The organism is Acinetobacter sp. ANC 4169 (genome assembly GCF_002135355.1).
Taxonomy (GTDB): Bacteria; Pseudomonadota; Gammaproteobacteria; order Pseudomonadales; family Moraxellaceae; genus Acinetobacter.
Genome location: NZ_NEGE01000025.1, coordinates 1 through 24,198 on the forward strand (window position 1 = coordinate 1; position 24,198 = coordinate 24,198).

18 protein-coding genes, 1 tRNA gene and 2 pseudogenes are annotated in these 24,198 nt (G+C 42.5%); 4 read left to right on the forward strand and 17 right to left on the reverse strand.

Annotated features, from left to right (window positions below; genetic code table 11):
* Both B9T26_RS15030 and B9T26_RS15035 read left to right on the forward strand, forming a co-directional pair.
* Positions 1-1,040: pseudogene (locus tag B9T26_RS15030) on the forward strand (hypothetical protein); the annotation flags it as partial.
* Between the two features lie 85 nt (positions 1,041-1,125).
* On the forward strand, positions 1,126-2,238 hold the full coding sequence (locus tag B9T26_RS15035) for a hypothetical protein (protein ID WP_086200458.1): 1,113 nt from the start codon (positions 1,126-1,128) through the stop codon (positions 2,236-2,238).
* An 88-nt stretch (positions 2,239-2,326) separates the two neighbouring features.
* Here the strand turns inward: B9T26_RS15035 and htpG are convergent, their stop codons facing one another.
* The 5 genes from htpG to B9T26_RS15060 all read right to left on the reverse strand — a co-directional run bounded on the left by htpG (position 2,327) and on the right by B9T26_RS15060 (position 8,238).
* Positions 2,327-4,246 carry a molecular chaperone HtpG gene (htpG, locus tag B9T26_RS15040; protein WP_086200459.1) on the reverse strand — a complete coding sequence of 640 codons (1,920 nt, stop codon included), beginning with the start codon at positions 4,244-4,246 and terminating at the stop codon, positions 2,327-2,329.
* A 93-nt stretch (positions 4,247-4,339) separates the two neighbouring features.
* Positions 4,340-4,684: a lysozyme inhibitor LprI family protein gene (locus B9T26_RS15045; RefSeq protein ID WP_086200460.1), complete on the reverse strand. Its 345-nt coding sequence runs from the start codon at positions 4,682-4,684 to the stop codon at positions 4,340-4,342.
* 179 nt (positions 4,685-4,863) lie between these two features.
* Positions 4,864-5,523 carry an OmpW/AlkL family protein gene (locus B9T26_RS15050; protein ID WP_086200461.1) on the reverse strand — a complete coding sequence of 220 codons (660 nt, stop codon included), beginning with the start codon at positions 5,521-5,523 and terminating at the stop codon, positions 4,864-4,866.
* Positions 5,524-5,825: 302 nt separating this feature from the next.
* The gene (locus B9T26_RS15055) at positions 5,826-7,238 is read right to left on the reverse strand and encodes a Na+/H+ antiporter family protein (RefSeq protein ID WP_086200462.1); all 1,413 of its coding nucleotides are present in this window, start codon (positions 7,236-7,238) and stop codon (positions 5,826-5,828) included.
* Between the two features lie 130 nt (positions 7,239-7,368).
* The gene (locus B9T26_RS15060) at positions 7,369-8,238 is read right to left on the reverse strand and encodes an alpha/beta fold hydrolase (protein WP_086200463.1); all 870 of its coding nucleotides are present in this window, start codon (positions 8,236-8,238) and stop codon (positions 7,369-7,371) included.
* 119 nt (positions 8,239-8,357) lie between these two features.
* Between B9T26_RS15060 and B9T26_RS15065 the strand changes: the two genes are divergently transcribed.
* On the forward strand, positions 8,358-8,843 hold the full coding sequence (locus tag B9T26_RS15065; protein ID WP_086200464.1) for a DUF4442 domain-containing protein: 486 nt from the start codon (positions 8,358-8,360) through the stop codon (positions 8,841-8,843).
* Positions 8,844-8,893: 50 nt separating this feature from the next.
* Here B9T26_RS15065 and B9T26_RS15070 read toward each other — a convergent pair whose 3' ends face one another.
* Positions 8,894-9,253, reverse strand: a complete 360-nt coding sequence (locus tag B9T26_RS15070; protein WP_086200465.1) for a DNA transfer protein p32 — start codon at positions 9,251-9,253, stop codon at positions 8,894-8,896.
* Between the two features lie 136 nt (positions 9,254-9,389).
* A complete protein-coding gene (locus B9T26_RS15075; RefSeq protein WP_086200466.1) occupies positions 9,390-9,929 on the reverse strand; it encodes a hypothetical protein in 540 nt (179 codons plus the stop codon).
* A 495-nt stretch (positions 9,930-10,424) separates the two neighbouring features.
* On the opposite strand from B9T26_RS15075, the gene B9T26_RS15080 reads away from it, so the two are divergent.
* Positions 10,425-11,276 carry an alpha/beta hydrolase gene (locus B9T26_RS15080; RefSeq protein WP_086200467.1) on the forward strand — a complete coding sequence of 284 codons (852 nt, stop codon included), beginning with the start codon at positions 10,425-10,427 and terminating at the stop codon, positions 11,274-11,276.
* A 184-nt stretch (positions 11,277-11,460) separates the two neighbouring features.
* Here the strand turns inward: B9T26_RS15080 and rpoC are convergent, their stop codons facing one another.
* From rpoC to B9T26_RS15130, 10 genes and pseudogenes are all read right to left on the reverse strand, one after another.
* On the reverse strand, positions 11,461-15,660 hold the full coding sequence (rpoC, locus tag B9T26_RS15085) for a DNA-directed RNA polymerase subunit beta' (RefSeq protein WP_086200468.1): 4,200 nt from the start codon (positions 15,658-15,660) through the stop codon (positions 11,461-11,463).
* 173 nt (positions 15,661-15,833) lie between these two features.
* The gene (gene rpoB, locus B9T26_RS15090) at positions 15,834-19,922 is read right to left on the reverse strand and encodes a DNA-directed RNA polymerase subunit beta (protein WP_086200469.1); all 4,089 of its coding nucleotides are present in this window, start codon (positions 19,920-19,922) and stop codon (positions 15,834-15,836) included.
* A 304-nt stretch (positions 19,923-20,226) separates the two neighbouring features.
* On the reverse strand, positions 20,227-20,592 hold the full coding sequence (gene rplL / locus B9T26_RS15095) for a 50S ribosomal protein L7/L12 (RefSeq protein ID WP_086200470.1): 366 nt from the start codon (positions 20,590-20,592) through the stop codon (positions 20,227-20,229).
* Positions 20,593-20,640: 48 nt separating this feature from the next.
* Positions 20,641-21,147 (reverse strand): 50S ribosomal protein L10, encoded by a 507-nt coding sequence (rplJ, locus tag B9T26_RS15100; RefSeq protein ID WP_086175348.1) that lies wholly within the window; start codon positions 21,145-21,147, stop codon positions 20,641-20,643.
* Between the two features lie 353 nt (positions 21,148-21,500).
* Entirely contained in the window at positions 21,501-22,196 is a 696-nt protein-coding gene (gene rplA / locus B9T26_RS15105; RefSeq protein ID WP_086200471.1) for a 50S ribosomal protein L1, read from the reverse strand.
* A gap of 3 nt (positions 22,197-22,199) precedes the next feature.
* Entirely contained in the window at positions 22,200-22,628 is a 429-nt protein-coding gene (gene rplK, locus B9T26_RS15110) for a 50S ribosomal protein L11 (protein ID WP_004868049.1), read from the reverse strand.
* A gap of 118 nt (positions 22,629-22,746) precedes the next feature.
* Positions 22,747-23,280 (reverse strand): transcription termination/antitermination protein NusG, encoded by a 534-nt coding sequence (nusG, locus tag B9T26_RS15115; RefSeq protein WP_086197255.1) that lies wholly within the window; start codon positions 23,278-23,280, stop codon positions 22,747-22,749.
* Positions 23,281-23,287: 7 nt separating this feature from the next.
* Complete coding sequence (gene secE, locus B9T26_RS15120; protein ID WP_086200472.1) at positions 23,288-23,728, reverse strand: preprotein translocase subunit SecE; 441 nt, start codon at positions 23,726-23,728, stop codon at positions 23,288-23,290.
* Positions 23,729-23,801: 73 nt separating this feature from the next.
* Positions 23,802-23,877: transfer RNA gene (locus tag B9T26_RS15125), tRNA-Trp, on the reverse strand.
* Between the two features lie 52 nt (positions 23,878-23,929).
* Positions 23,930-24,198 (reverse strand): annotated as a pseudogene (locus B9T26_RS15130) (elongation factor Tu); the annotation flags it as partial.

The window sequence follows — 24,198 nt, forward strand, 5'->3', positions numbered from 1 at the left end:
AACCCGAGCCCGAACCCGAGACCGAAACCGAGCCCGAGACCGAGACCGAGACCGAGACCGAGACCGAGACCGAGACCGAGACCGAGACCGAGACCGAGACAAATCTAACCGTATTTGCTGATGAATTTCAAATCATTGCTCTAAATAAAGAATCAAATTCGAGTGAGCAATTCATCGCTGAGATTGATGCAAAGCAAGATCAAACAGTAACTGATGTTTCTATGCAGCAAAGCCAGCAGCCTGCTTTCGTAGCAGAGCTCATTGCTGATTCTCCTCTCGCTGAGACGGATATAAAAAATACAGCAGATCAAGCCCCTGCAATTAAGGAAATTCCAGAAACCCTGGAACTTAATCAATACGTGGCGCATCTGCATTCACTGCATAGCGAAGATACTTCCCTACCACAGCTATACAGTTTAGACATTCCTGGTCTGCCTGAACTTTACCAGCATGTAGATTTACTGTTGTATGGTGCAGATATAGAAACCTGGCAACAACGCCCGATTTATCTGGCAGAACAGATCAATGAGCAAGGTCATTTTATTAAATATCTGGCTTTATTGGGTGCAGAAGACCAGATGCAGGCTCTGAGGTTAATGCAAGTATTTAATGCTCCTTCCCAGCATGCTATGGCTGCAATTAAGCAGATTTACTGGTTAGACTTGGCCGATCATTTTACCGACATTGAATTGCTGTTTGAGATCTATACACATAGGGCCATTTGCATTTGGCATGACGAAAACTATATTCCGTTTATTCCTGCACAACTGATTCAGACCCAAAAAATTATTCAGTTTGAAGAAAGTGCTGCCGATATTAAAACTCCGCTACTTTTACTCAAAGAACGGCAAAAAATACGGATCATTCACGGGCAAAAACGTTTAGCCCTGTCAAAGACAGAATCGGCTTATCCTTATTTTTTATTAGAACGCCATCACGGAATTAGCTGGCAAATGATTCAGATGATTATTGCCCAATTCAATTCCCCAGTGGATTGTCGGGAATTATATAAAGAGATTCAAAAACATATTTCAGATTAAGTTTTTATTTTTTGTAGCCAAAGCTTGCTTTTTAGTCCGGATTTTTACCAGACTAGACAGTATCAGATAATATAAGAGCAAGGATATGCGGCAAAAACAATTATCTATATTAAAGCCACTCTTATGTGTGTTGGTGTCTGGATTAATGTCTACTGTCAGCTGGTCAAACTTGGCTGAAACCGGGGCAGATCAAGCAAAACATACAGAAACAGATTTTAATTTGCTCTATCAGATTCCAAGCTGGATTGATGCCATACCGACTTTTTTACCGCAACAGTCGGATGAAGTGATTGTTCCTCCCATGCAAGCCACTGAAAAGCAAAGCTGGCTAGATCGCAAACAATATGAAATCCGGAATTGGACCGACCGTAGCTCACATAAAATAGATAACTGGTTTGGGGAAACCGATCCGAATGATCCAGCTTCAGCCACCCTCCGCCTGATTATCGATAACAGCTGGAATAAACATGATGGTTATGAAATTAAGCCGCGTCTGCGCGGAAAAATTAAACTTCCGACCTTAGAACGTAAAGTCAGCCTCATATTTGGTGATGACTCTTTGGATAACGAACTGAAAAATAATGTGGCCATTACCGATGAAAATCCGGATAGCAGCAGTAGTAAAACTTTAGACCGTGAACGGACGCGAGAAAGTAATAGCTCTTTAGCCCTGCGTTGGTCTGATTTTTCCAAGCGTCTTCCTTTTGAGACCGATCTGGATTTAGGGGTTCGTTCAGGAGATGATATTTATTTACGGCTTAAGGCTTCCAGAGACTGGCAACTGGAAAATGATTTCAGATTCCATGCTGAACAGATTTACCGCTATGGGATACAGAGTGATAACTACTTAAGAACCAATCTGGAACTCTCACATTCACGTCCGAATCAGGCATTTTTGTCCAATCAGTTCAGTCTGACCTATGCAGATCAGCAAGATGACGACTTAAGCTGGGATAATTATCTGTTTAGACAACATCAGTTTTTCCATAATAACCGTTTTGCCTATGGCCTCTATACCGGCGGTTTTTATAACAATAATGACCTGCGCCTGAACAGTTGGGGACCCTATATTTCATGGCGACAACCTTTCGTGCGTGAATGGTTTTTTCTACAGGGCGATTTAAACTATCTGAATGACCATCGTGAAGATCGCAGTCATTTCCTTGGGGCATCGCTGCGTATGGAAGCATTGTTCTAAATGCCCCATTCCAAAAGTTGGAAAATATATTTTACTGCAATAAAAAAACCTCCCGAAGGAGGTTTTTTTATTGCACAGCAAAGCGTACTTATTTCAACAATAAGCTATTGATACGTTTAACATAGGCAGCAGGATCTTCCGGTAGACCACCCTCGGCAATCACGGCCTGATCAAAAATCACATTAGCCAAATCATCAAACTGATTTGAGCCTTCAAGCTTTTTGACCAAAGGATGTTCCGGGTTAATTTCCAAGATCGGTTTCGACTCAGGCACAGCCTGACCCGCCTGTTTCAACATACGAATCAATTGGGGCGAAAGTTCACCCTCACCTGTCACCAAACATGCAGGTGAATCGACTAGACGCGTAGTCACCCGCACTTGTTGGGTTTTGGCTTTGAGTGCATCTGAAAGCTTATCTACGACAGGTTTAAACTGTTCAGCTGCTGCTTCCAGGGCTTTCTTCTCTTCAGCATCCTGTAGATCACCCAAGTCCACGGCGCCTTTAGACACATTCTGCATAGGTGTACCATCGAATTCATGTACAAATTCCATTGCCCACTCATCTACACGGTCTGCCATTAACAGCACTTCAATGTCTTTTTTCTTGAACAGTTCCAGTTGCGGCGAATTTTTTGCAGCAGCCAGACTATCAGCAGTTACATAATAAATGGCCTTCTGACCTTCTTTCATGCGTGCCTTATAATCGCTCAATGAAGTTGAAACTTCATCATTGCTTGAAGTCGAGAAACGTAATAATTTTAAAATACGTTCACGGTTACCCAAGTCCTCACCCAAGCCTTCTTTAAGTACTGAACCAAATTCAGCATAGAACGTTTTGAATTTCTCCTGATCCTGTTCATCTTCAGATTTTGCCAGACCATCCAGCATGGTCAGCACACGGCGGGCATTTCCTTCACGAATGGTTTTGACATCACGACTTTCTTGCAGCAATTCACGGCTAACATTGAGCGGAAGATCGGCACTATCCACTACCCCTTGCACAAAACGCAAATAGTTTGGAATCAGGTTATCCGCTTCATCCATAATAAACACGCGTTTTACATACAGCTTGATGCCGGCTTTGGCTTCACGGGTAAAGAGGTTGCCAGGCGCCTTGCTTGGCACATATAGCAACTGGGTGTATTCGGTACTGCCTTCTACACGGTTATGCGTCCAGGCCAAAGGCGCATCAAAGTCATGGCTTAAGTTCTTGTAGAACTCGATATATTGATCTTCGGTGATCTCATTTTTATTACGGGTCCAGAGCGCACTGGCAGAGTTAATTACTTCCCATTCATCTGTTTTCACCATCTGACCCGGCTTAGCTTCTTCACCCTCAGCCGCTTCTTCTTGCTGCCAGATTTCTTTTTGCATTTCAATCGGCAAGCTGATGTGGTCAGAGTATTTATTGATAATTTGCTTAACTTTATAAGATTCTAAATACTCAATGGCATTGTCACGCAAATGCAAAATGATATCTGTTCCACGTGAAGCCTTATTGATTTGTTCAACTTCGAAATCACCTGTACCGCTACTGATCCAGCGTACTGCGTCAGTGATATCGGCAGCTGCATGACGTGATTCTACGGTAATTTTTTCGGCCACAATAAAGCCTGAGTAGAAACCTACCCCAAACTGGCCAATCAATTGCGCATCTGACTTTTGATCACCAGATAGTTTAGACATAAAGTCTTTGGTACCGGATTTGGCAATGGTACCCAAGTTATCAATGGCTTCCTGTTGGGTTAAGCCGATACCATTATCCGAAATGGTGAGGGTTTTATTCTCTTTATCCAGACTGACACGTACATGCAAGTCGGGGTCATTCTCATAATATTCAGGATGATTAATCCCTTCAAAACGCAGCTTATCGCAGGCATCCGAAGCATTCGAGATCAGTTCTCGCAGGAAAATTTCAGGGTTTGAATAGAGAGAATGCGTCACTAAGTGTAATAGCTGTGCTACTTCAGCCTGGAAACTATGTTTTTGTGCGCTGTGTTCACTCATAAATCACTCCTTAAATTCATTACACAGTTTTTATTGGATGCTTAATGAATGGAGTGAGTTAGCGAATTTTCAATAGGACTAAATAAATTTTTCTTAAAAAGGACCCTGTTGATAGACGCGTTCCATATACAAATCCAGTTTTTGTTGGCGCATTTTATAAACTTCAGTTAAACAGCGGCTTGAATTGCCACATTGATCGCGCAACTGTAACCATTTGACTTGTTCATCCTGAATGACTCCGCGTGTTCCCATCGGTACCAAACGTTTAATCATCTGGTAGGTGGTGGCCATTTTCACATCAGCATCATTAATCGCGCGATGATCACAAATTGCATGTTCTGTAGCAGTACGTGCCTTGTCGCAATTAAAACTGGCAGCAGATGCAGATCCCATCAAAAAACTAAAAAAGACCCCACCATATAAAGTGACTAATTTCATGATTCTTCTTACTCTTTTAGCTTATTGTAGACGATTAACTTAAGCATATTTTTAATGATTAAACAGAACTAAAATGCTCAATTTGTGTGATTTATTGTGACTGAATGAGTAAATAAAAAGATCCCCATCAGAGATGGGGATTTTGACGCTGATTTGTTATTTTAGTTTTAGTCTTGGTTTTAGAATTTGTAGCTATAACCAATGGTGTAAACCCAAGGATTTACCTCAAGGTCACCTAATTTTACTTTAGTGCCATCTGCTGTTTTTGCAGTTAATTCAGTTTTCACATCTGCATAGCGAGCATCTACAAAAACACCCCAATTTTTAGCATCAGCTGGTTGGAAATTGAAGCCAATTTGACCCGCTACGCCATAGGCTACTTCGGCATCCAAGCTCTCTGCACCCGTTGCAGCTTTCGTTGTTTGAGATAATTTTTCATCCCAAGGTACAACCACTGTCGCACCCACGCCTACATATGGCGTAAAGCGTGTTGAGTTTTTGAAATTATATTTTGCGGTAATTGTTGGCGGTAAATGCTTGAAAGAAGCAGCATCTTCAATTGGACCGATATTTACATCATGCTCAAAAGGTAATGCCAATAATAGTTCCAGTGAAATAGGTGAATTCGCAAAGAAATATTCTACTGAAGGGGTGAAGTTGAATTCGTTGCTCACCTCAGCTTTCAATGGTGTTACTACACCACCCACAGGCACATTCAATGTACCGTTGTCATCATTTTGTGGAGCCAATACAGAACCACCGAATTTTACTTGCCAATCGCCTGCCATCGCAGAAGCAGACATCCCCAATAATGTAATAAGAGCAACTTGCTTTAACATTTTTAAAACCCTATGGAAGAATAATAACAATAATTTTCAAACATTAATTAATAATAAACATGCATATTAATAATATGCAATAGGCATTAATTATTTAAGATTTTATTTATTTATAAACATATGAAATTATTGATTATTTATTTTAAACTGACCAACTTGGTTGGTTTTAAATACCAACCAAGTTAATCAGGTTTATTATTATATTCCAAGTATATTGCTTGGTTTTATTATATTAATTATTTAATAACATTTATTTTAAATACATATTTTAAAATTAGCAATAAAATGAATTAAAAATTCAATTAAAGCACCATTGCTGCAATCCAGCCAAACACCAATAATGGAATATTAAAATGGATAAAAGTCGGAACCACCGTATCCCAAATATGATCATGCTGACCATCCACACCCAGACCGGCTGTTGGCCCTAAAGTTGAATCTGAAGCTGGAGAACCGGCATCACCCAACGCTGCAGCGGTACCAATCAGTGCCACAGTGGCCAATGGAGAGAAACCGAATTGTACGCAAAGCGGTACGTAAATCACCGCCAATACCGGCACACTGGAGAATGATGAACCAATCCCAATGGTCACAAACAAACCAATAAACAGCATCAGGAAAGCAGCCAAGGCTTTATTGTCACCAATCAGCTGAACCACGCCATTCACCAGACTATTGATGTCACCGGTATGGGTCATCACTGAAGCAAAACCCGCCGCAGAAATCATAATAAAGCCAACCAGTGCCATCATGCGCATGCCTTGAACAAAGACATCATCCGCCTCTTGCCATTTAAAAATACCGGCAGCAGACAGCACTGCGAAACCGACCAGTCCACCCAAAATCATCGAGCCTGAATACAGTTGCGCGATCAGCGTCAGTACAATAGCCAGCAAGGCCATCAGCATGGTTTTTTTCGCAATGACGGGAACCTGTTCGGCTTGTTGCTGCAGTTCTTGGGAATCAGCTGCCAGCTTCACCTCACCTGCGCGAATTGGCTTGTCCAAATCAATGATTGTGACCTGAGCCACTGCACGGTCAATATAATGACGTGGTTTACGATAGCTAAAGAACACCGCAACCAGGGTACCCATCAGCATACCGAACACTGGTATGGCCATGCCCATCGGCATCATCCAGCGCTCTACATGCAAGTCATAGGCCGTACCAATTTTATTGATGTTGCCCATCAAAATTTGTTCAAGGAAAATTGAACCAAAACCGACTGGAAGAAAAATATACGTTCCGACTAGACCCATGGTCAGTACGCATGCTGCCGCACGACGGTCCAGATTCATGTGATTCATCACTTTAAGTAAAGGTGGAACCAGTACCGGAATAAAGGCAATATGCACAGGAATAAGGTTTTGAGAGAAAATGGCCGCAACGAGTAAAATACTTAACAGTAAATATTTCACTTTTCGGGTCGATTGATGGCTTGCTTCAGCACCCAATAAACCAATCAGCTTATGTGCTAAAAGATCAGGCAAGCCTGATTTTGACAAGGCTAAAGCAAAGGCACCCAATACCGCATAAGCCAGGGCAACCTCTGCCCCATCACCTAGCCCCGCATTAAATGCGGTTACAGTATCTGACAAACTTAGACCTGCAACCAGGCCCCCAATAATTGCTGAAATGACCAAAGTCAAGACAACAGAAACTCGCGCCAGTGAAAGTATAAACATCACGGCAATCGCAATTACTACTGCATTCATGGAAATTTTGAGGAAGATGAAAAAGCCGTTATTTTATCAGATTCGCTCTTTTGAAACTGTAAATAAATCGGCTTCGCAATAAATCATCAAATTATTGATTTTAATTAAAATTTAAATAAAGAATCTCTATTCAATTATTTTTTAAGGCAAATGCTTTGATATATTCTGCGACTAATTCAGCTTGACTTAAAATCGCCCAGTGATTGGCATCCACCTCAACGCGTTGAAAATTTTCTGCCCATTTTGGCACTTCATCAATCAGTTCAGGACTGACAAAATTGTCCCGTTTCAGCACGATGGCTTGTACCGGACAAATGGCAAAACGTCGACGTGGCATGGTTAAACGTGGAAGGAAATTGGCACGATATAGCCCGACTCCATGCTTTCCATCAGAGGCAATATGAGTATTGCTAGGCAAGTCTTTTTGATGTTCTAACTGCTGCAAAACTTTGCCCCATTTTTCAGCGCTAAAAAAATGCCAGACTGTTGGAGCAAGCAATGGCAACTGAAAAACAGCGATATACCAGGATTTAGCCAGTTGTTTGAAAAATTTGGGCTTATTTTGTTTAAATTGCTGATGCATCCAAAAAGCTGCATGATCTAAACACGGGCCAGAAATGGTGGTATAGGACAGAATCCTGTGGCTAAATCTGGCTTCAGTCACCGATTCCCAAGACTGGATTGAACCCCAATCATGGGCTGCCAGATGAAATGCCCGATCACCCAACACGACATTGACCACACTTTCTAAATCGAGCGACAACTGTGCCAAACTATAGTCACGAATTCGTTTTGGAATGGATGATTTACCGGCACCGCGTACATCATAAGTCAGTACATAAAAATCTTCTATCAGCTGCTGAATCACCGGCTCCCAAACTTCCTGATTATCGGGATAACCATGAACCAGCACTAAAGCCGGTTTTGCCTCATTACCCCAGGTTTTGACATAAAGACGCTGCTGATCCGAGGTAGCAACCCATTGTGTTTGAGCTTGCATGTATTGTTATCCTATTCTTTTATTGACTATTTATTGCAGAGTCTGGGCAATGTGATCAATGCCACCCTGATCATTCTGTTTTAGTATGTTCTGAAGCCATAAAAAAACAATTGACCAAAATGAGCCTTTTAAAAAAACTACAGACAATTCCTGCCATTTCTAAATTTTTATTAAATCGTTATGCACCATACCGCGGTGCAGGAATTGAGATTGATAAGGTCGATCTGGCGAATTCTCATATTCGCATCAAAATGCCGTTAACGCGTAAAAATCAAAATGTGGTCGGGGTACATTTTGGTGGCAGCTTATATTCGATGGTCGATCCTTTTTATATGCTGATTTTGATGCATCATCTGGGTTCAAAATATATAGTTTGGGATAAATCAGCATCTATACAATTTCTGTCACCAGGCCGTAGTACGGTCTATGCGGATATTCGTCTAGATTCCACAGAGATTGATCAGATTAAGCAACTGACTGAAAATCATGCGCCAGCATACCGAAACTATAGTTTAAATATTTTTGATGAAGCAGGCGTATGTATCGCCGAGGTACAAAAAACGGTATACATCCGCCGCAAAAAACCAAAGGCCAGCCGCAAATAATAAAAAAGCGCCTGATCAACAAGCGCTTTTATTTAAGTTCTAAACGTCAATTAACGTTTTTTCTGTTCGATTGCAGCACCTGCACCGCCACCAATCGCTCCACCAATGGCAGCTCCGGCATTACCACCAAACACGCCTTTACCCACAGCAGAACCAATGGCACCGCCTATACCGCTATAAGTAGCATTACGGTTAGAACCGCCTTGGGTCTTACTACCGACTGCTGCGCCGGCACCACCACCAACTGCTGCACCAATGCCACCACCCACTTTATTCCCTACTCCACCACCAACGGCACCACCCAATGCAGCCGCGCCAATACGTTGATCTCTTGGAGACATCGAATCACAACCCACCAGCATAAAAGTTGACAAGGTTGCCACTGCCATCACGCTCATTAACTTTTTCATGGGATTTCTCTCCTTTTTTCATTCTTTCAGCTTATGCTTATTTTGTGTACGCAATGACCTTAAAATGTTACCCATTACAGTGAAAATGCAGCGTTATGTAAAAAGCCAAAAAAAATCAGGACTTTTTTATTGCAGCTTATTCGTCTTCATGTAGTACCACAATATCTTTGGTGGTTATTCCATTTTCGGTCAAAACAGCATGTGAAGTTTGAGTGTTTTGGCCTAAATTCTTTTTCTGATCCAGCTTTAAGGTACGATGAATTGGGGCTTGTCCGGATTTAAACTCCACACCTTCTGCATCAATTTTCTTGGTTTGGGAAAGAACTTTGCCTTCTTGCTTTATAGTGGTATTCAATTCAATTTTTGAGGTGGGCACAATGACACCGCCCTTTTGGATCACTGGAATAGACAGCTGCTTTTCAGAAAATTGAGCCTGGTTATCTTCCAAATGGATTTCACGGGCAATAATATCCTTACCCTGATTGGTCACTTCAAAGATGGTGGCATCTACACTGCGTTTTGGCTCTTGTCCTGCCACTCGACGAATCACTTCAGTTTTTAATATGGGAACCACTGCTTTATCTTCAACAATAATACTATTTGGCATTGGTGCTGCCATGGCAGTAAATGAAGCGGAAAGAACAGCAAGTACCAAACCCTGTTGTAAAAATTTCATACGTTTTACCCCCATTAAATTTTTAAGTTTCTAAATTAAATAAAAAAAATCTATTGTTCTACTTTCACTATAAAAAATAATAACACTTGAGGAAAGCGTTAATTTTCACTTATATAAAATAAAAAAAGACACCCGAAGATGTCTATATTGCTGAGTAAAATGGATCTTGTGAAATTTTAACTGTTCCTGGTTCTTTACCATTGCGGCCTTCTTGCCCACCTGAACATAGTCAAAATATCCTTTTTTCTAAATGCTCCATCACTGATGGCTCGTCATCAATGTAGATACGATTGATCTTGTTAAGATATTAAATCAATGCAGGCTTTATTTGCCTAACATAAACAATTCGGCATTGCTGCTGTTGTATAAATACCCTATGTTTAATGACATATTTTCAAGCTAAAAGAATTTCAAAGAAAAGTATTCCAAGCGATCAATTAGCTTATAACAAAAATTTTAAAATGCTGTAGTACTTAAAGTTGCAGGAGAGTCAGGATGAAAAACCTTGTTTTATCGATATTGACATTGCTTTGCTTCAATCCATCAACATATCCCAATGATTTCGATACAAATTCCCTGACTAAAGCTAAATCTTTGAAAAATATTCCTTATGGACAGCACCCTCAGCAAGTGATGGATGTATATTTTCCAGCCCAACCTCTAACAGAGGAAAAGCCAGCCCCGCTCATCGTTATGGTTCATGGCGGGGCTTGGACCATAGGTGATAAAAATAATGCTGCAGTGGTAAAAAATAAAATTGATTATTGGACCAAACAAGATTGGATTTTTATTTCCATCAACTATAGATTACTTCCTGATGTGTCAATACAACAACAAACACAAGATATCGCTGAAGCACTCATTTATATTCAAAATCAAGCTCATCATTGGCATGCTGACTCCAAACGGTTAGTCCTCATGGGACATTCCTCTGGTGCACATCTAGTCAGCTTACTAACAACACGTCCCCTTTGGCTGGTATCACAGCCTCAGTCTTGGCGTGCTACGATTGCTTTAGACAGCGCCGCTTATAATGTAGAAAAAATTATGCGGTCTCGGCATGCAGGTTTTTATGATCGAGCCTTTGGTAATCAGCCCTTAAACTGGAAAGCCCTTTCTCCCACATCACAACTCCACCAAGCTTTACCTGCATTTCTCGCTGTTTGTTCAACGGTTCGTCCAGACCAACCATGTACTCAGGCACAGCAATTTATTCAACAGGCACAGAAATTCGGGACTAAAGCCCAGTTATTACCTGTCCCGCTTTCGCATGCTGAAATCAATAAATCACTGGGAAAAAACAATCCATATACACAAGCCGTAAATCAATTTATACAAACCCATTAATCAAGCATTTAGATAAGTTGAATACGATCTCATTAAATCTATGCATTAGGTGAGCAATATTTAAAATCCTATTTTTACTCGAATCATTTGATCTCTTCTCAAATTCCGGAATATGTCCATAAATGGAAGCTCATAAAAAAAGCCACCCGAAGGTGGCTTTTTTTTGACTAGTTTAAAGGACTAATTACAGACCGTTAAACTCATCGCTAAATGCCTGGCTTAATGCTTGGTCTACATCAGAGAAGTCATTTACCAGTGCATGTTCTGCAGCTTCTGCTTCTTGACGACGACGTTCCAAGTGGTAAGCCAAACCTGTACCCGCTGGAATCAAACGACCCACAACAACGTTTTCTTTCAAGCCACGTAGATCATCTTCTTTGCCTGTTACAGCCGCTTCAGTTAACACACGAGTTGTTTCCTGGAACGATGCAGCAGAGATGAACGAGTCAGTAGAAAGCGATGCTTTGGTAATACCCATCAATTGACGTTCAAACTTCGCCGGGAACTTGTTCTGTGCAAGAACGGCTTGGTTCTCACTCATAACGCGGATGTAATCCACTTGTTCGCCTTTGATGAAGCTTGTATCGCCACCGTCAGTAATGTCAACTTTACGCAACATTTGACGCACGATCACTTCGATGTGTTTATCGTTGATTTTTACACCTTGCAGACGGTATACATCCTGAACTTCGTTCACGATGTAGTTGGTCAACGCCACTTCACCTTTCAAACGCAAGATGTCGTGTGGATTTTGCGGACCATCAGAAATGGTTTCACCACGGTTCACATGCTCGCCTTCGAACACGTTAATGGTACGCCATTTCGGAATAAGCTCTTCGTAGATCTCAGAGCCGTCATCCGGAGTAATCACAAGACGGTTCTTACCTTTAGTCTCCTTACCGAAGCTTACAACACCAGAAATTTCAGCAAGAATTGCATGCTCTTTCGGTTTACGTGCTTCGAACAAGTCAGCTACGCGTGGAAGACCACCGGTAATATCACGGGTACGTGAAGTTTCTTGTGGTACACGACCAATAACGTCACCGACACCAATCGTTTCGCCATCACGGACAGAAAGAATGGTATTTTGTGGCAAGAAGTAGAACTGTTCGCCGCCATCAGTTGTATCCAATACAACCGCTGGACGCATATCTTTACCTGACGCAGGACGTGAAGTCACTGGCAAGATTTCGATTGTAGTCATACCCGTTGCATCATCAGTTTTCGATGTCACAGTTACGCCATCAGCAATTTGGCTGAAACGTACTTTACCGGCAACTTCGGTAACCAATGGATGTGTATGTGGATCCCAAGTCGCTACGATACCGCCTGCCTCAACAGCTTCACCATCTTTCAACAAGATAGATGCACCGTAAGGAAGTTTATAGCGTTCGCGTTCACGACCTAAATCATCCGCAATACCGATCTCACCTGAACGTGAAGTCGATACCAAGTGACCTTTGGCATGTTGTACTGTTTTCACGTTGTGGAAACGTACTGTACCTTTGTTACGAACTTGTACGCTGTTTGCAGCAGATGTTCGGCTCGCAGCACCACCCACGTGGAACGTACGCATGGTTAACTGTGTACCTGGCTCACCAATTGATTGAGCAGCCATTACACCCACAGATTCACCTGGGTTCACCAAGTGACCGCGAGCAAGGTCACGACCATAACATTTCGCACATACGCCAAATGTAGATTCACAAGCTACCACTGAACGTACTTTAACTTCATCGACACCTGCTTCTTCAAGGAAGGCAGCAATTTTTTCGTCGATTAAAGTATTACGTGGAAGAATCACTTCGTCAGAACCGACTTTCTTCACATCTTCTGCAACAACACGACCCAATACTCGAGTACCCAAGTTCTCGATTACGTCACCGCCCTGAATGAACGGAGTCATTACAAGACCGCCTAAAGTACCGCAATCAGGCTCGGTAATAACCAAGTCTTGCGCTACGTCTACAAGACGACGAGTCAAGTAACCAGAGTTTGCTGTTTTAAGTGCTGTATCGGCCAAACCTTTACGCGCACCGTGTGTTGAAATGAAGTACTGAAGTACCGTCAAGCCTTCACGGAAGTTCGCTTTAATCGGGGTTTCAATGATCGAACCATCCGGTTTCGCCATCAAACCACGCATACCCGCTAACTGACGAATCTGAGCTGCGGAACCACGGGCACCCGAGTCAGACATCATGTAGATCGAGTTGAATGATTTTTGTTTCTCGTCTTCGCCCTGTTTATTTTTAACAGTGGTGAAAGACAAGTTGTCCATCATCGCTTTCGCTACCTGGTCGTTGGTACGTGCCCAGATATCGACAACCTTGTTATAACGTTCACCAGCAGTTACGAAGCCTTGTTCAAACTGTTGTTCAATTTCACGAACTTCAGTTTCTGCTTTTTCGATAATCGTATATTTGGTTGGTGGAATCAGCATGTCTTCCATACCAACAGATACACCAGAGCGAGTCGCTTGACGGAAGCCCAAGTACATCAACTGGTCAGCAAAGATAACGGTATCTTTCAGACCCAATTTACGGTAGCAAGAGTTGATTAACTTAGAGATGTTCTTTTTGGTCATCTCAACGTTAATTTGCTGGAAGTCCATACCTTCAGGAACAACTTCCCAAAGTAAGCAACGACCAGGAGTCGTATCAACAATAATGGTTTGCTGTTCGCGGTTACCATCTTCATCAATTACAGTCTGGTGTACACGTGCTTTTACGCGAGCGTGCAAGTTCACTTGACCAGTCGCCAATGCACGGTTTACTTCATCAGTATCCGCAAACACCATGCCTTCACCTTTGGCATTGATTGCATCACGCGTGATGTAATACAAGCCCAAGACAACGTCCTGAGACGGTACGATGATTGGTTCACCGTTGGCTGGAGACAAAATGTTGTTGGTCGACATCATTAACGCACGAGCTTCTAACTGAGCTTCAAGTGTTAATGGTACGTGTACCGCCATTTGGTCACCATCGAAGTCGGCGTTGAACGCAGCACATACGAGTGGGTGTAGACGGATCGCTTTACCTTCAATCAGGGTCGGTTCAAATGCTTGAAGACCCAAACGGTGAAGTGTTGGCGCACGGTTCAACATCACTGGATGTTGACGGATCACGTGAGCAAGAACGTCCCAAACTTCCGGCGTTTCGCGCTCAACCATTTTCTTCGCAGCTTTAATGGTTGTAGCTTGACCAGATGCTTGTAGTTTCGCAAAGATAAATGGTTTGAACAATTCAAGTGCCATTTTCTTAGGAAGACCACATTGGTGCAAACGTAAAGTCGGACCTACAGTAATAACCGAACGACCTGAATAGTCGACACGTTTACCCAATAAGTTTTGACGGAAACGACCTTGTTTACCTTTGATCATATCGGCCAAAGATTTAAGAGGACGTTTGTTCGAACCTGTGATTGCGCGACCACGACGACCGTTATCCAGCAATGCATCTACAGACTCTTGCAACATACGTTTTTCGTTACGTACGATGATGTCTGGAGCAGCAAGGTCAAGAAGACGTTTCAAACGGTTGTTACGGTTAATCACACGACGGTAAAGATCGTTCAAGTCAGAAGTCGCGAAACGACCACCTTCAAGAGGAACCAACGGACGAAGATCTGGTGGAAGAACTGGCAATACAGTTAATACCATCCATTCTGGTTTGTTGTTTGACTCTTTGAACGCTTCCATCAACTTCAAACGTTTCGACGCTTTTTTCAGCTTGGTTTCTGAAGTTGTGTTTGGAATTTCTTCACGCAGGCGTGAAATTTCAGCTTCAAGATCGATGTCTTTCAACAAGTCCTGAACGGCTTCTGCACCCATTTTCGCGCTGAATTCATCGCCATGTTCTTCTAAGGCTGTGAAGTATTCTTCATCATTAAGAAGCTGGTATTTCTCCATTGGAGTCATACCTGGGTCAGTTACCACGTAAGATTCGAAATACAATACGCGTTCGATGTCACGTAAAGTCATGTCTAAAAGAAGACCGATACGAGACGGTAATGATTTCAAGAACCAGATGTGTGCAACTGGAGAAGCAAGCTCAATGTGACCCATACGTTCACGACGAACTTTCGCAGTTGTTACTTCAACGCCACATTTTTCACAAATGACGCCTTTGTATTTCATACGCTTGTATTTACCACACAAGCATTCGTAATCTTTTACTGGACCAAAGATTTTGGCACAGAACAAACCATCACGTTCAGGTTTGAACGTACGATAGTTAATTGTCTCAGGTTTTTTAACTTCACCATGAGACCATGACTTAATCATTTCTGGTGACGCAAGACCAATACGGATGCGATCAAACTCTACAGGAGCATGACCGTCTGAATCCGTCTTTTTGCGCATGATATCGAGCAAGTCTTTCAATTTTTTTCTCCGTGTGTCGGGAAGATTTTCACTTTCTCGACTGGGTCACAAATATTGTTTTTTAACTGAACAATCCTCCCTCAGTCCCTCCTTTTTCTAAGGAGGGAAGCTCCTACTCTTTTGGAGTGGGAACTCCCCCTTTCTCAAAGGGGGCTGGGGGGATTAATGGTTACTTAGTCACCATTTTTCAGTTCAATGTTGATACCTAAAGAACGGATCTCTTTGGTCAATACGTTGAACGATTCAGGCATGCCCGGATCCATATAATGGTTGCCATCTACAATGTTTTTGTAGATACGGGTACGGCCTTCAACGTCATCCGACTTAACAGTAAGCATTTCTTGGAGCGTATAAGCTGCGCCATATGCTTCAAGAGCCCAGACTTCCATCTCACCGAAACGCTGACCACCGAATTGAGCTTTACCACCCAATGGTTGTTGCGTTACTAGAGAGTAAGAACCTGTAGAACGCGCATGCATCTTGTCATCAACCAAGTGGTTCAATTTGAGCATGTACATGTAACCTACAGTTACTGGACGGTCGAAACGTTCACCTGTACGTCCGTCAAACAATACCGTTTGACCCGTACGTGGAATTTCAGCAAGCTCAAGTAAATCCTTGATTTGTGATTCTTCAGCACCGTCGAATACAGGAGTCGCCAATGGCACACCTTTACGTAAGTTGCCTGAAAGTGCCAAAATTTCATCGTCAGTCAAGCTATCAAGATCTTCTTGTTCGCCACCGACTTTATTGTAAATCTTGTCCAGGAATTCACGCAGTTCCAGTACAGTACGCTGCTCTTGCATCATCTTGTCGATTTTTTCGCCAAGACCTTTCGCCGCCATACCCAGGTGAGTTTCCAGAATCTGACCCACGTTCATACGTGACGGTACACCCAGCGGGTTAAGTACCACGTCAACTGGAACACCGTTAGCATCGTGTGGCATGTCTTCTACCGGCAAGATGTTTGATACAACACCTTTGTTACCGTGACGACCCGCCATCTTATCACCCGGTTGGATGCGACGTTTAACCGCTAGGTAAACCTTAACAACTTTCAATACGCCAGTTGTTAATTCATCACCTGTAGAAAGTTTGCGTTTTTTCTCAGCAAATTTCTCGTCAATTTCGAAGCTCTTCTCTTTCAAGAACACTTGAATTTGAGTTAAACGTTCAGCGATTGCTTCATCAACAGGCTGGATATCCAACAAGTCAACAAGCTCTAAACCAGCCAATAAATCTTCAGTTAATTTATCGCCACGTTTAGTTGTGCCACCACCGTTAGATTCTTGACCTTTCAACAAACGAACGATACGTTCACGTGCTGCTTCTTCGAAGATTTTGAATTCTTCTTTCAAGTCTTTACGGTAAGCATCAAGCTGAGCTTTTTCAATTGCTTGAGCACGTTCATCTTTTTCAAGACCATCACGTGTAAACACTTGAACGTCAATAACAGTACCTTTAACACCTGAAGACACGCGTAAAGATGAGTCTTTAACGTCAGCCGCTTTTTCACCGAAGATTGCACGAAGCAATTTTTCTTCCGGTGTTAATTGCGTTTCACCTTTAGGCGTTACTTTACCTACCAGGATGTCGCCCGCAGTGACTTCAGCACCAATGTAAACGATACCTGATTCATCAAGTTTAGAAAGTGCAGCTTCACCCACGTTAGGAATATCGGCAGTAATTTCTTCTGCACCTAACTTGGTATCACGAGCAACACATGACAATTCCTGAATGTGAATCGACGTTAAACGGTCTTCTTGAAGAACGCGCTCAGATAACAAGATCGAGTCTTCGTAGTTGTAACCGTTCCAGGTCATGAACGCTACGCGCATGTTTTGACCAAGCGCCAATTCACCGCCATCCGTAGATGGACCATCCGCAAGAACGTCACCACGACCCACTTTATCACCAAGTTTCACTAGAACTTTTTGGTTGATACAAGTGTTTTGGTTAGAACGTGTATATTTGATCAGGTTGTAGATATCTACACCTGCTTCACCCGCGATCATCTCTTCTTCGTTGACACGAATAACTACACGAGACGCGTCTACAAATTCAATACGACCACCACGTTTCGCAAGAACACAAACACCTGAGTCATGCGCTACGTTTGCTTCCATACCTGTACCAACAAGTGGCTTGTCGGCGATCAACGTAGGTACTGCCTGACGTTGCATGTTTGAACCCATCAATGCACGGTTGGCATCATCGTGTTCAAGGAATGGAATAAGTGATGCAGCAACAGATACAACCTGTTGAGCAGATACGTCCATATGCGTCACTTTTTCAGGAGGCATACGTACGAAATCACCTTGGTGACGTACAGAAACGAATTCTTCTGTTAAATTACCTTCTTTATCAATTGCAGAATCGGCCTGTGCAATGACAGTACCTACTTCTTCAATCGCAGATAGATATTCAACGTCATCTGTTACACGACCATCAACAACTTTACGGTATGGAGTTTCCAAGAAACCGAAGTTATTACATTTCGCATAAACAGAAAGTGAGTTGATCAAACCAATGTTTGGACCTTCAGGAGTCTCAATTGGACAAACACGGCCGTAGTGAGTTTGATGTACGTCACGTACTTCGAAGCCCGCACGTTCACGAGTCAAACCACCAGGCCCAAGCGCTGATACACGACGTTTATGTGTAATTTCAGACAACGGGTTGTTTTGGTCCATGAACTGAGACAACTGGCTTGAACCAAAGAATTCTTTGATTGCAGCAGCAACTGGTTTCGCATTGATTAAATCTTGCGGAGACAAGTTGTCAGTTTCAGCTTGGCTTAAACGTTCTTTAACAGCACGTTCAACACGAACCAGACCCACACGGAATTGGTTTTCTGTCATTTCACCAACAGAACGAACGCGACGGTTACCCAAGTGATCGATATCGTCGACTTCACCTTTACCGTTACGGATTTCAACCAATGTTTTTAATACATCAGTGATATCTTCGTTCGAAAGAATACCTTCAACTTCACGTGACTTCTGGTCTGTACCCACTTCGTAAGGACGACCCAAACGACGGTTGAACTTCATACGACCTACTGGAGACAAGTCATAACGTTCAGAAGAGAAGAACAAGTTGTTGAATAAGTTTTCAGCAGCTTCTTTAGTTGGTGGCTCACCTGGACGCATTACTTTGTAGATTTCTACAAGTGCTTCTTCACGACCAGTTGTAGTATCCGCACGTAAAGAGTCAGCAATGAATGAACCGCGGTCGATGTCATTGGTGAACAATACGTTAAATTGTTTTACGCCGCCTTCAGCCAATTTCACCATGATTTCATGGCTCAATACCGTATTGGCTGCAATCACTTCGCCGTCACGTAGTGCAACGTCTTCAGCGACAATACGTTCGTACAGGTATTCATCAGGAACAGAAAGTTTTTCAAGACCCGCTGCTTCCATTTGACGAACGTGACGTGCATTAATACGTTTGCCTTGCTCAACAATCACTTTGCCATCTTTGTCAGCAATGTCGAATTGCGCCATTTCGCCACGCAGACGTTCTGGTACAAGGTCAATTTGATAGCTACCCATGTCAAGATACACAGGTACTTTTTCGTAGAACATATCCAGGATTTGTTCGTTGCTATAACCCAACGCACGAAGCACCACAGTCGCAAGCAATTTACGACGACGGTCAATACGAACATAGACAAGGTCTTTGGCATCGAATTCAAAATCCAACCATGAACCACGGTAAGGAATGATACGTGCAGAATAAAGAACTTTACCGCTAGAATGTGTTTTGCCTTTATCGTGGTCAAAGAACACACCTGGTGAACGGTGTAATTGAGATACGATTACACGCTCAGTACCATTGATTACAAAAGTACCGTTTTCAGTCATGAGTGGCATTTCACCCATGTACACTTCTTGTTCACGTACGTCTTTAATTGATTTAGTTTCGCGATCTTTAATGATCAGACGAATTTTCACACGCATTGGTGCTGCATAAGTTGAACCGCGTAAAATACATTCACGCACGTCAAACTCAGGCTTACCAAGACTATACTCAACAAATTCTAAAGCAGCATTGCCAGAATAACTTTCAATAGGAAAAACTGAACGAAATGCGGCTTGGAGACCGATATCTTCGCGGTTTTTTGGTGTTTTGCCATCTTGTAAGAATGTTCGGTACGAGTCGACCTGAATCGCGAGCAAGTACGGAGCATCCATGACGCTAGGCAATTTACCAAAATTCTTACGGATCCGTTTCTTTTCGGTATATGAGTATGCCATCTGGAGTCCTCGGAAAGTAAACTAAGCTCGCCTGCAGAACGAGCCTAGAAGGAATTACACAGGCCGATATGGCCACCACTTTTTACAAATGCTGCAATTTTTAGTGGTATTAAAACGCTTAGCAATATTTTCAAATATAAAAAATATTGGTAAGCATTTGATATTATTGATTTATTATAGTAATTGATGTTTTTTACATCAATCAAACAAAAATCGAGCCGATAATTGTAACGCAAAAAGGCTGATGACCCAAGAGCCATCAGCCATTTTTTGGGGTCAATTTAAAATTAGACCCCGATCGAAATTACTTAACAGTAACTGTAGCACCAGTTTCTTCAAGTTTTTTCTTAAGTTCTTCAGCTTCTTCTTTAGAAACGCCTTCTTTAAGAACTGAAGGAGCGCCTTCGACCATGTCTTTAGCTTCTTTCAAGCCAAGACCAGTGATTTCACGAACTGCTTTAATTACAGCAACTTTGTTCGCGCCGAAAGAAGTCAACTCAACGTTGAATTCTGATTGTTCTTCAGCAGCAGCAGCAGCAGGACCTGCAGCTACAGCTACAGCAGCAGCAGATACGTTGAATTTTTCTTCGAAAGCAGAAATAAGTTCAACAAGTTCAAGAACAGTTTTTTCAGCAACTGCGTTTAGGATTTCTTCGTTTGTTAAAGCCATGAGAGTAACTCCAAATGGGTATTGAATGGTGTGAAAATAGATTTAAGCTTATGCAGCTTCTGACTCGTTTTTCTCTTGAAGCGCTGTAAGTAAGCGGCCCAATTTCGAAATAGGAGCTTGAAGAACATTGGCAAGCATAGTAAGTGCTTTTTCTTGGTTCGGAAGATTCGCGATAACGCTAACTTCAGCACCTTGATAAAGTTTGCCGTCAAATGCAGCAGCTTTAAGTTCAAATGCTTTGTTAGTTTTAGCAAATTCTTCGAACAAGCGAGCAGCTGCGCCCATGTCGTCTTCAGAAGTTGAGAAAGCCAAGATTGTTGGGCCAACAAGGTTATCGTTCAAGATATTGAATTGAGTATCTTGAAGAGCGCGTTTAGCCAAAGTATTACGTACAACGCGTGTAGCAACACCTAACTTACGAGCTTCAACACGAAGAGCAGTTAATTGCTCAACAGTTAAACCTTGGTAGTCAGCAACAACAGCAGCAAATGCAGTAGAAGCAACTTCAGTTACTTCAGCTACGATCTGTTTTTTGCCTTCGATAAGAAGAGCCATTGTAAAACCTCCTAACGGTGATTTATGCACTCTAACGAGCACACTCCCAATTCGTAAATTTATTGCTAAATTTACACGCGGAGGATGAACAAATCACACCACCGCGTCTACTCGGACTGGACTTTTAAGAAGTGAGCTCCGAAGAACTCCCCTCGCCCGAGGTCTTTGACGCTGATAAACAAATATTTATCAATTCAAAGTTTGCCTGAGTGGCGAATCAGCAAAGTAACGCTTTGCCGACACGCAAGACGAGAAGCTATGCTTCGAGTGAAGCTTATTTCCTGTCTTGCGTAAAAATCAAAGCAGCGCTTTGATTTTTACTCAGGGCTTTAAAATTCTTTTCTAAGTCAAACTTAGTTAGTTACGTTTGCTACATCAATAGTAAGACCAGGACCCATAGTTGAGCTTAAAGTGATCTTTTTGATGTAAACACCTTTAGAAGTAGCAGGTTTTGCTTTCTTAAGGTCAGCTACAAGAGCTTCAACGTTTTGACGAACAGCAGCAGCCTCAAAGCCAACTTGACCGATCGCAGCGTGGATGATACCCGCTTTGTCTACACGGTAACGTGCTTGACCAGCTTTAGCGTTTTTAACAGCGCCAGCTACGTCAGGAGTTACAGTACCCACTTTAGGGTTTGGCATTAAGCCACGTGGACCAAGAATCGTACCAAGTTTACCTACAACGCGCATTGCATCCGGAGCTGCAATTACTACGTCAAAGTCAAGGTTACCTGCTTGAATGCTTTCAGCAAGATCATCGAAACCAACGATGTCAGCGCCTTCAGCTTTAGCAGCTTCAGCAGCAGCGCCTTGAGCAAACACAGCAACACGTACAGTTTTACCAGTACCTGCAGGAAGTGTAGTCGCGCCACGAACAACCTGGTCAGATTTACGAGGGTCAACACCTAGGTTTACTGATACATCCAAAGATTCTTTGAATTTAACAGCAGGAAGGCTAGTTAAAACTTGTACTGCTTCTTCCAAAGTGTAAACTTTGTTTGCTTCAACAGCAGCAGCAATGGCTTTTTGACGTTTAGTTAATTTAGCCATGTCTTATAGCTCCACTTCCAAGCCCATAGAACGCGCAGAACCAGCAATGGTACGTACACGTGCGTCTAAATCAGCACCAGTTAAATCTGGTTCTTTAGTAGTCGCAATTTCTTCTAATTGAGCGCGAGTCAACTTACCAACTTTAGTTTTGTTAGGTACAGCTGAACCCTTTTGAATACCAGCAGCTTTCTTAAGAAGAATCGCAGCAGGTGGAGTTTTCATGATGAATGTGAACGACTTGTCGTTGTACACAGTAATCACTACAGGAATTGGAAGACCAGCTTCAACTTTTTGTGTAGCAGCATTGAATTCTTTACAGAATGCCATGATGTTAACACCACGTTGACCTAGTGCAGGACCAATCGGTGGAGATGGATTCGCTTTACCAGCTGGAACTTGCAGCTTGATATAGCCGTCAATCTTCTTAGCCATTTCAAATTACCTCTGGGTACAAACGCCGCTAGGCTCCCCAACATTATTTATGTAACAAGACCGTTACAACAACAATGCCCGATCCATAACAAATCGGGCGTCTTCAATCCAACTTAAATTAGTTCGCTTTTTCGACTTGGCGAAATTCGAGCTCAACCTGAGTTGGACGATTGAATACATTGATTGTCAACGTTAAACGTGACTTCTCGTAAAGAACTTCTTCCACCACGCCTTTAAAGTCGGTGAATGGACCATCAATAACGAGTAATTCTTCACCTGGCTCAAACATTGTCTTAGGACGAGGTGCTTCACCAGTATTGCGTACACGCGCAAGAATCGCATCAGCTTCTTTTTGCGTAATTGGAGCCGGTTTTTCAGCCGTACCACCAATAAAGCCTAATACTTTTGGACATTCTTTAACAATGTGCCAGGTATCATCATTCATTTCCATTTCGACTAACACATAGCCAGGAAAGAATTTACGCTCTGATTTACGCTTCTTGCCATCCTTCATTTCTACCACTTCTTCGGTAGGAACCAGGACTTCACCAAAGCTATCGGCTACAGCGCTACGCTGGATTCGATCATTAAGTGAACGCATCACTTGTTTTTCATAACCTGAATAGGCATGAATAATGTACCAACGTTTCATAGCTCTTTTACCCGATAAAAAACTTCATTAACCAGCCTAAGATGTAATCAAAACACCATAAAACAATGGCAGCGATTACAACAACAGCAAGAACATGCCAAGATGTGGACACTGTTTCCTGCTTAGTCGGCCAAGTCACGCGACGTAACTCAATTCGAGCGTCTTTCAACAATCGAACAAAGCCTTTGCCTTGATGGGTGGCGTATAATAAACCTAAAGCCACTACGATACAAGCCAAAATTACCCCAACGCGCACCCAAACATTATTGGCAGGTGCCCAATACGCTGGTAAATACTGACCCACCATGGTCGCACCAATGAGTAAAATCAATGCGATAACCCATAGAACAATATCTAACGGGGAACCAGAATTAACAACTTCAGCAGAATTATTTCTTTGTGGAATTGGCGCTTCGCTTAAGGCGTCACGCGATTTATCATTCGACATTTTTGTACTCGTCGTAGGCTTCGCGACTTATTATATGACAATTTGACCAGCATCAAGCTTTTTTTTAAAAAAATGGCAGGTCAGGAGGGACTCGAACCCCCAACATTCGGTTTTGGAGACCGACGCTCTACCAATTGAACTACTGACCTACAATACAAATCGGGAACCCAAGCTCCCGATCTGTAATTTCAACTTTTACTATTATGCAGTTACTTTAGCAACTACACCAGCACCAACTGTACGACCGCCTTCACGGATCGCAAAACGTAGACCTGGGTCCATTGCGATTGGGTGGATCAATTCTACTGACATTTCTACGTTGTCACCAGGCATAACCATTTCCACGCCTTCTTGTAATTGGATCGCACCAGTTACGTCAGTTGTACGGAAATAGAATTGTGGACGGTAACCGTTAAGGAATGGAGTGTGACGACCACCTTCTTCTTTAGAAAGTACGTATACTTCTGCAT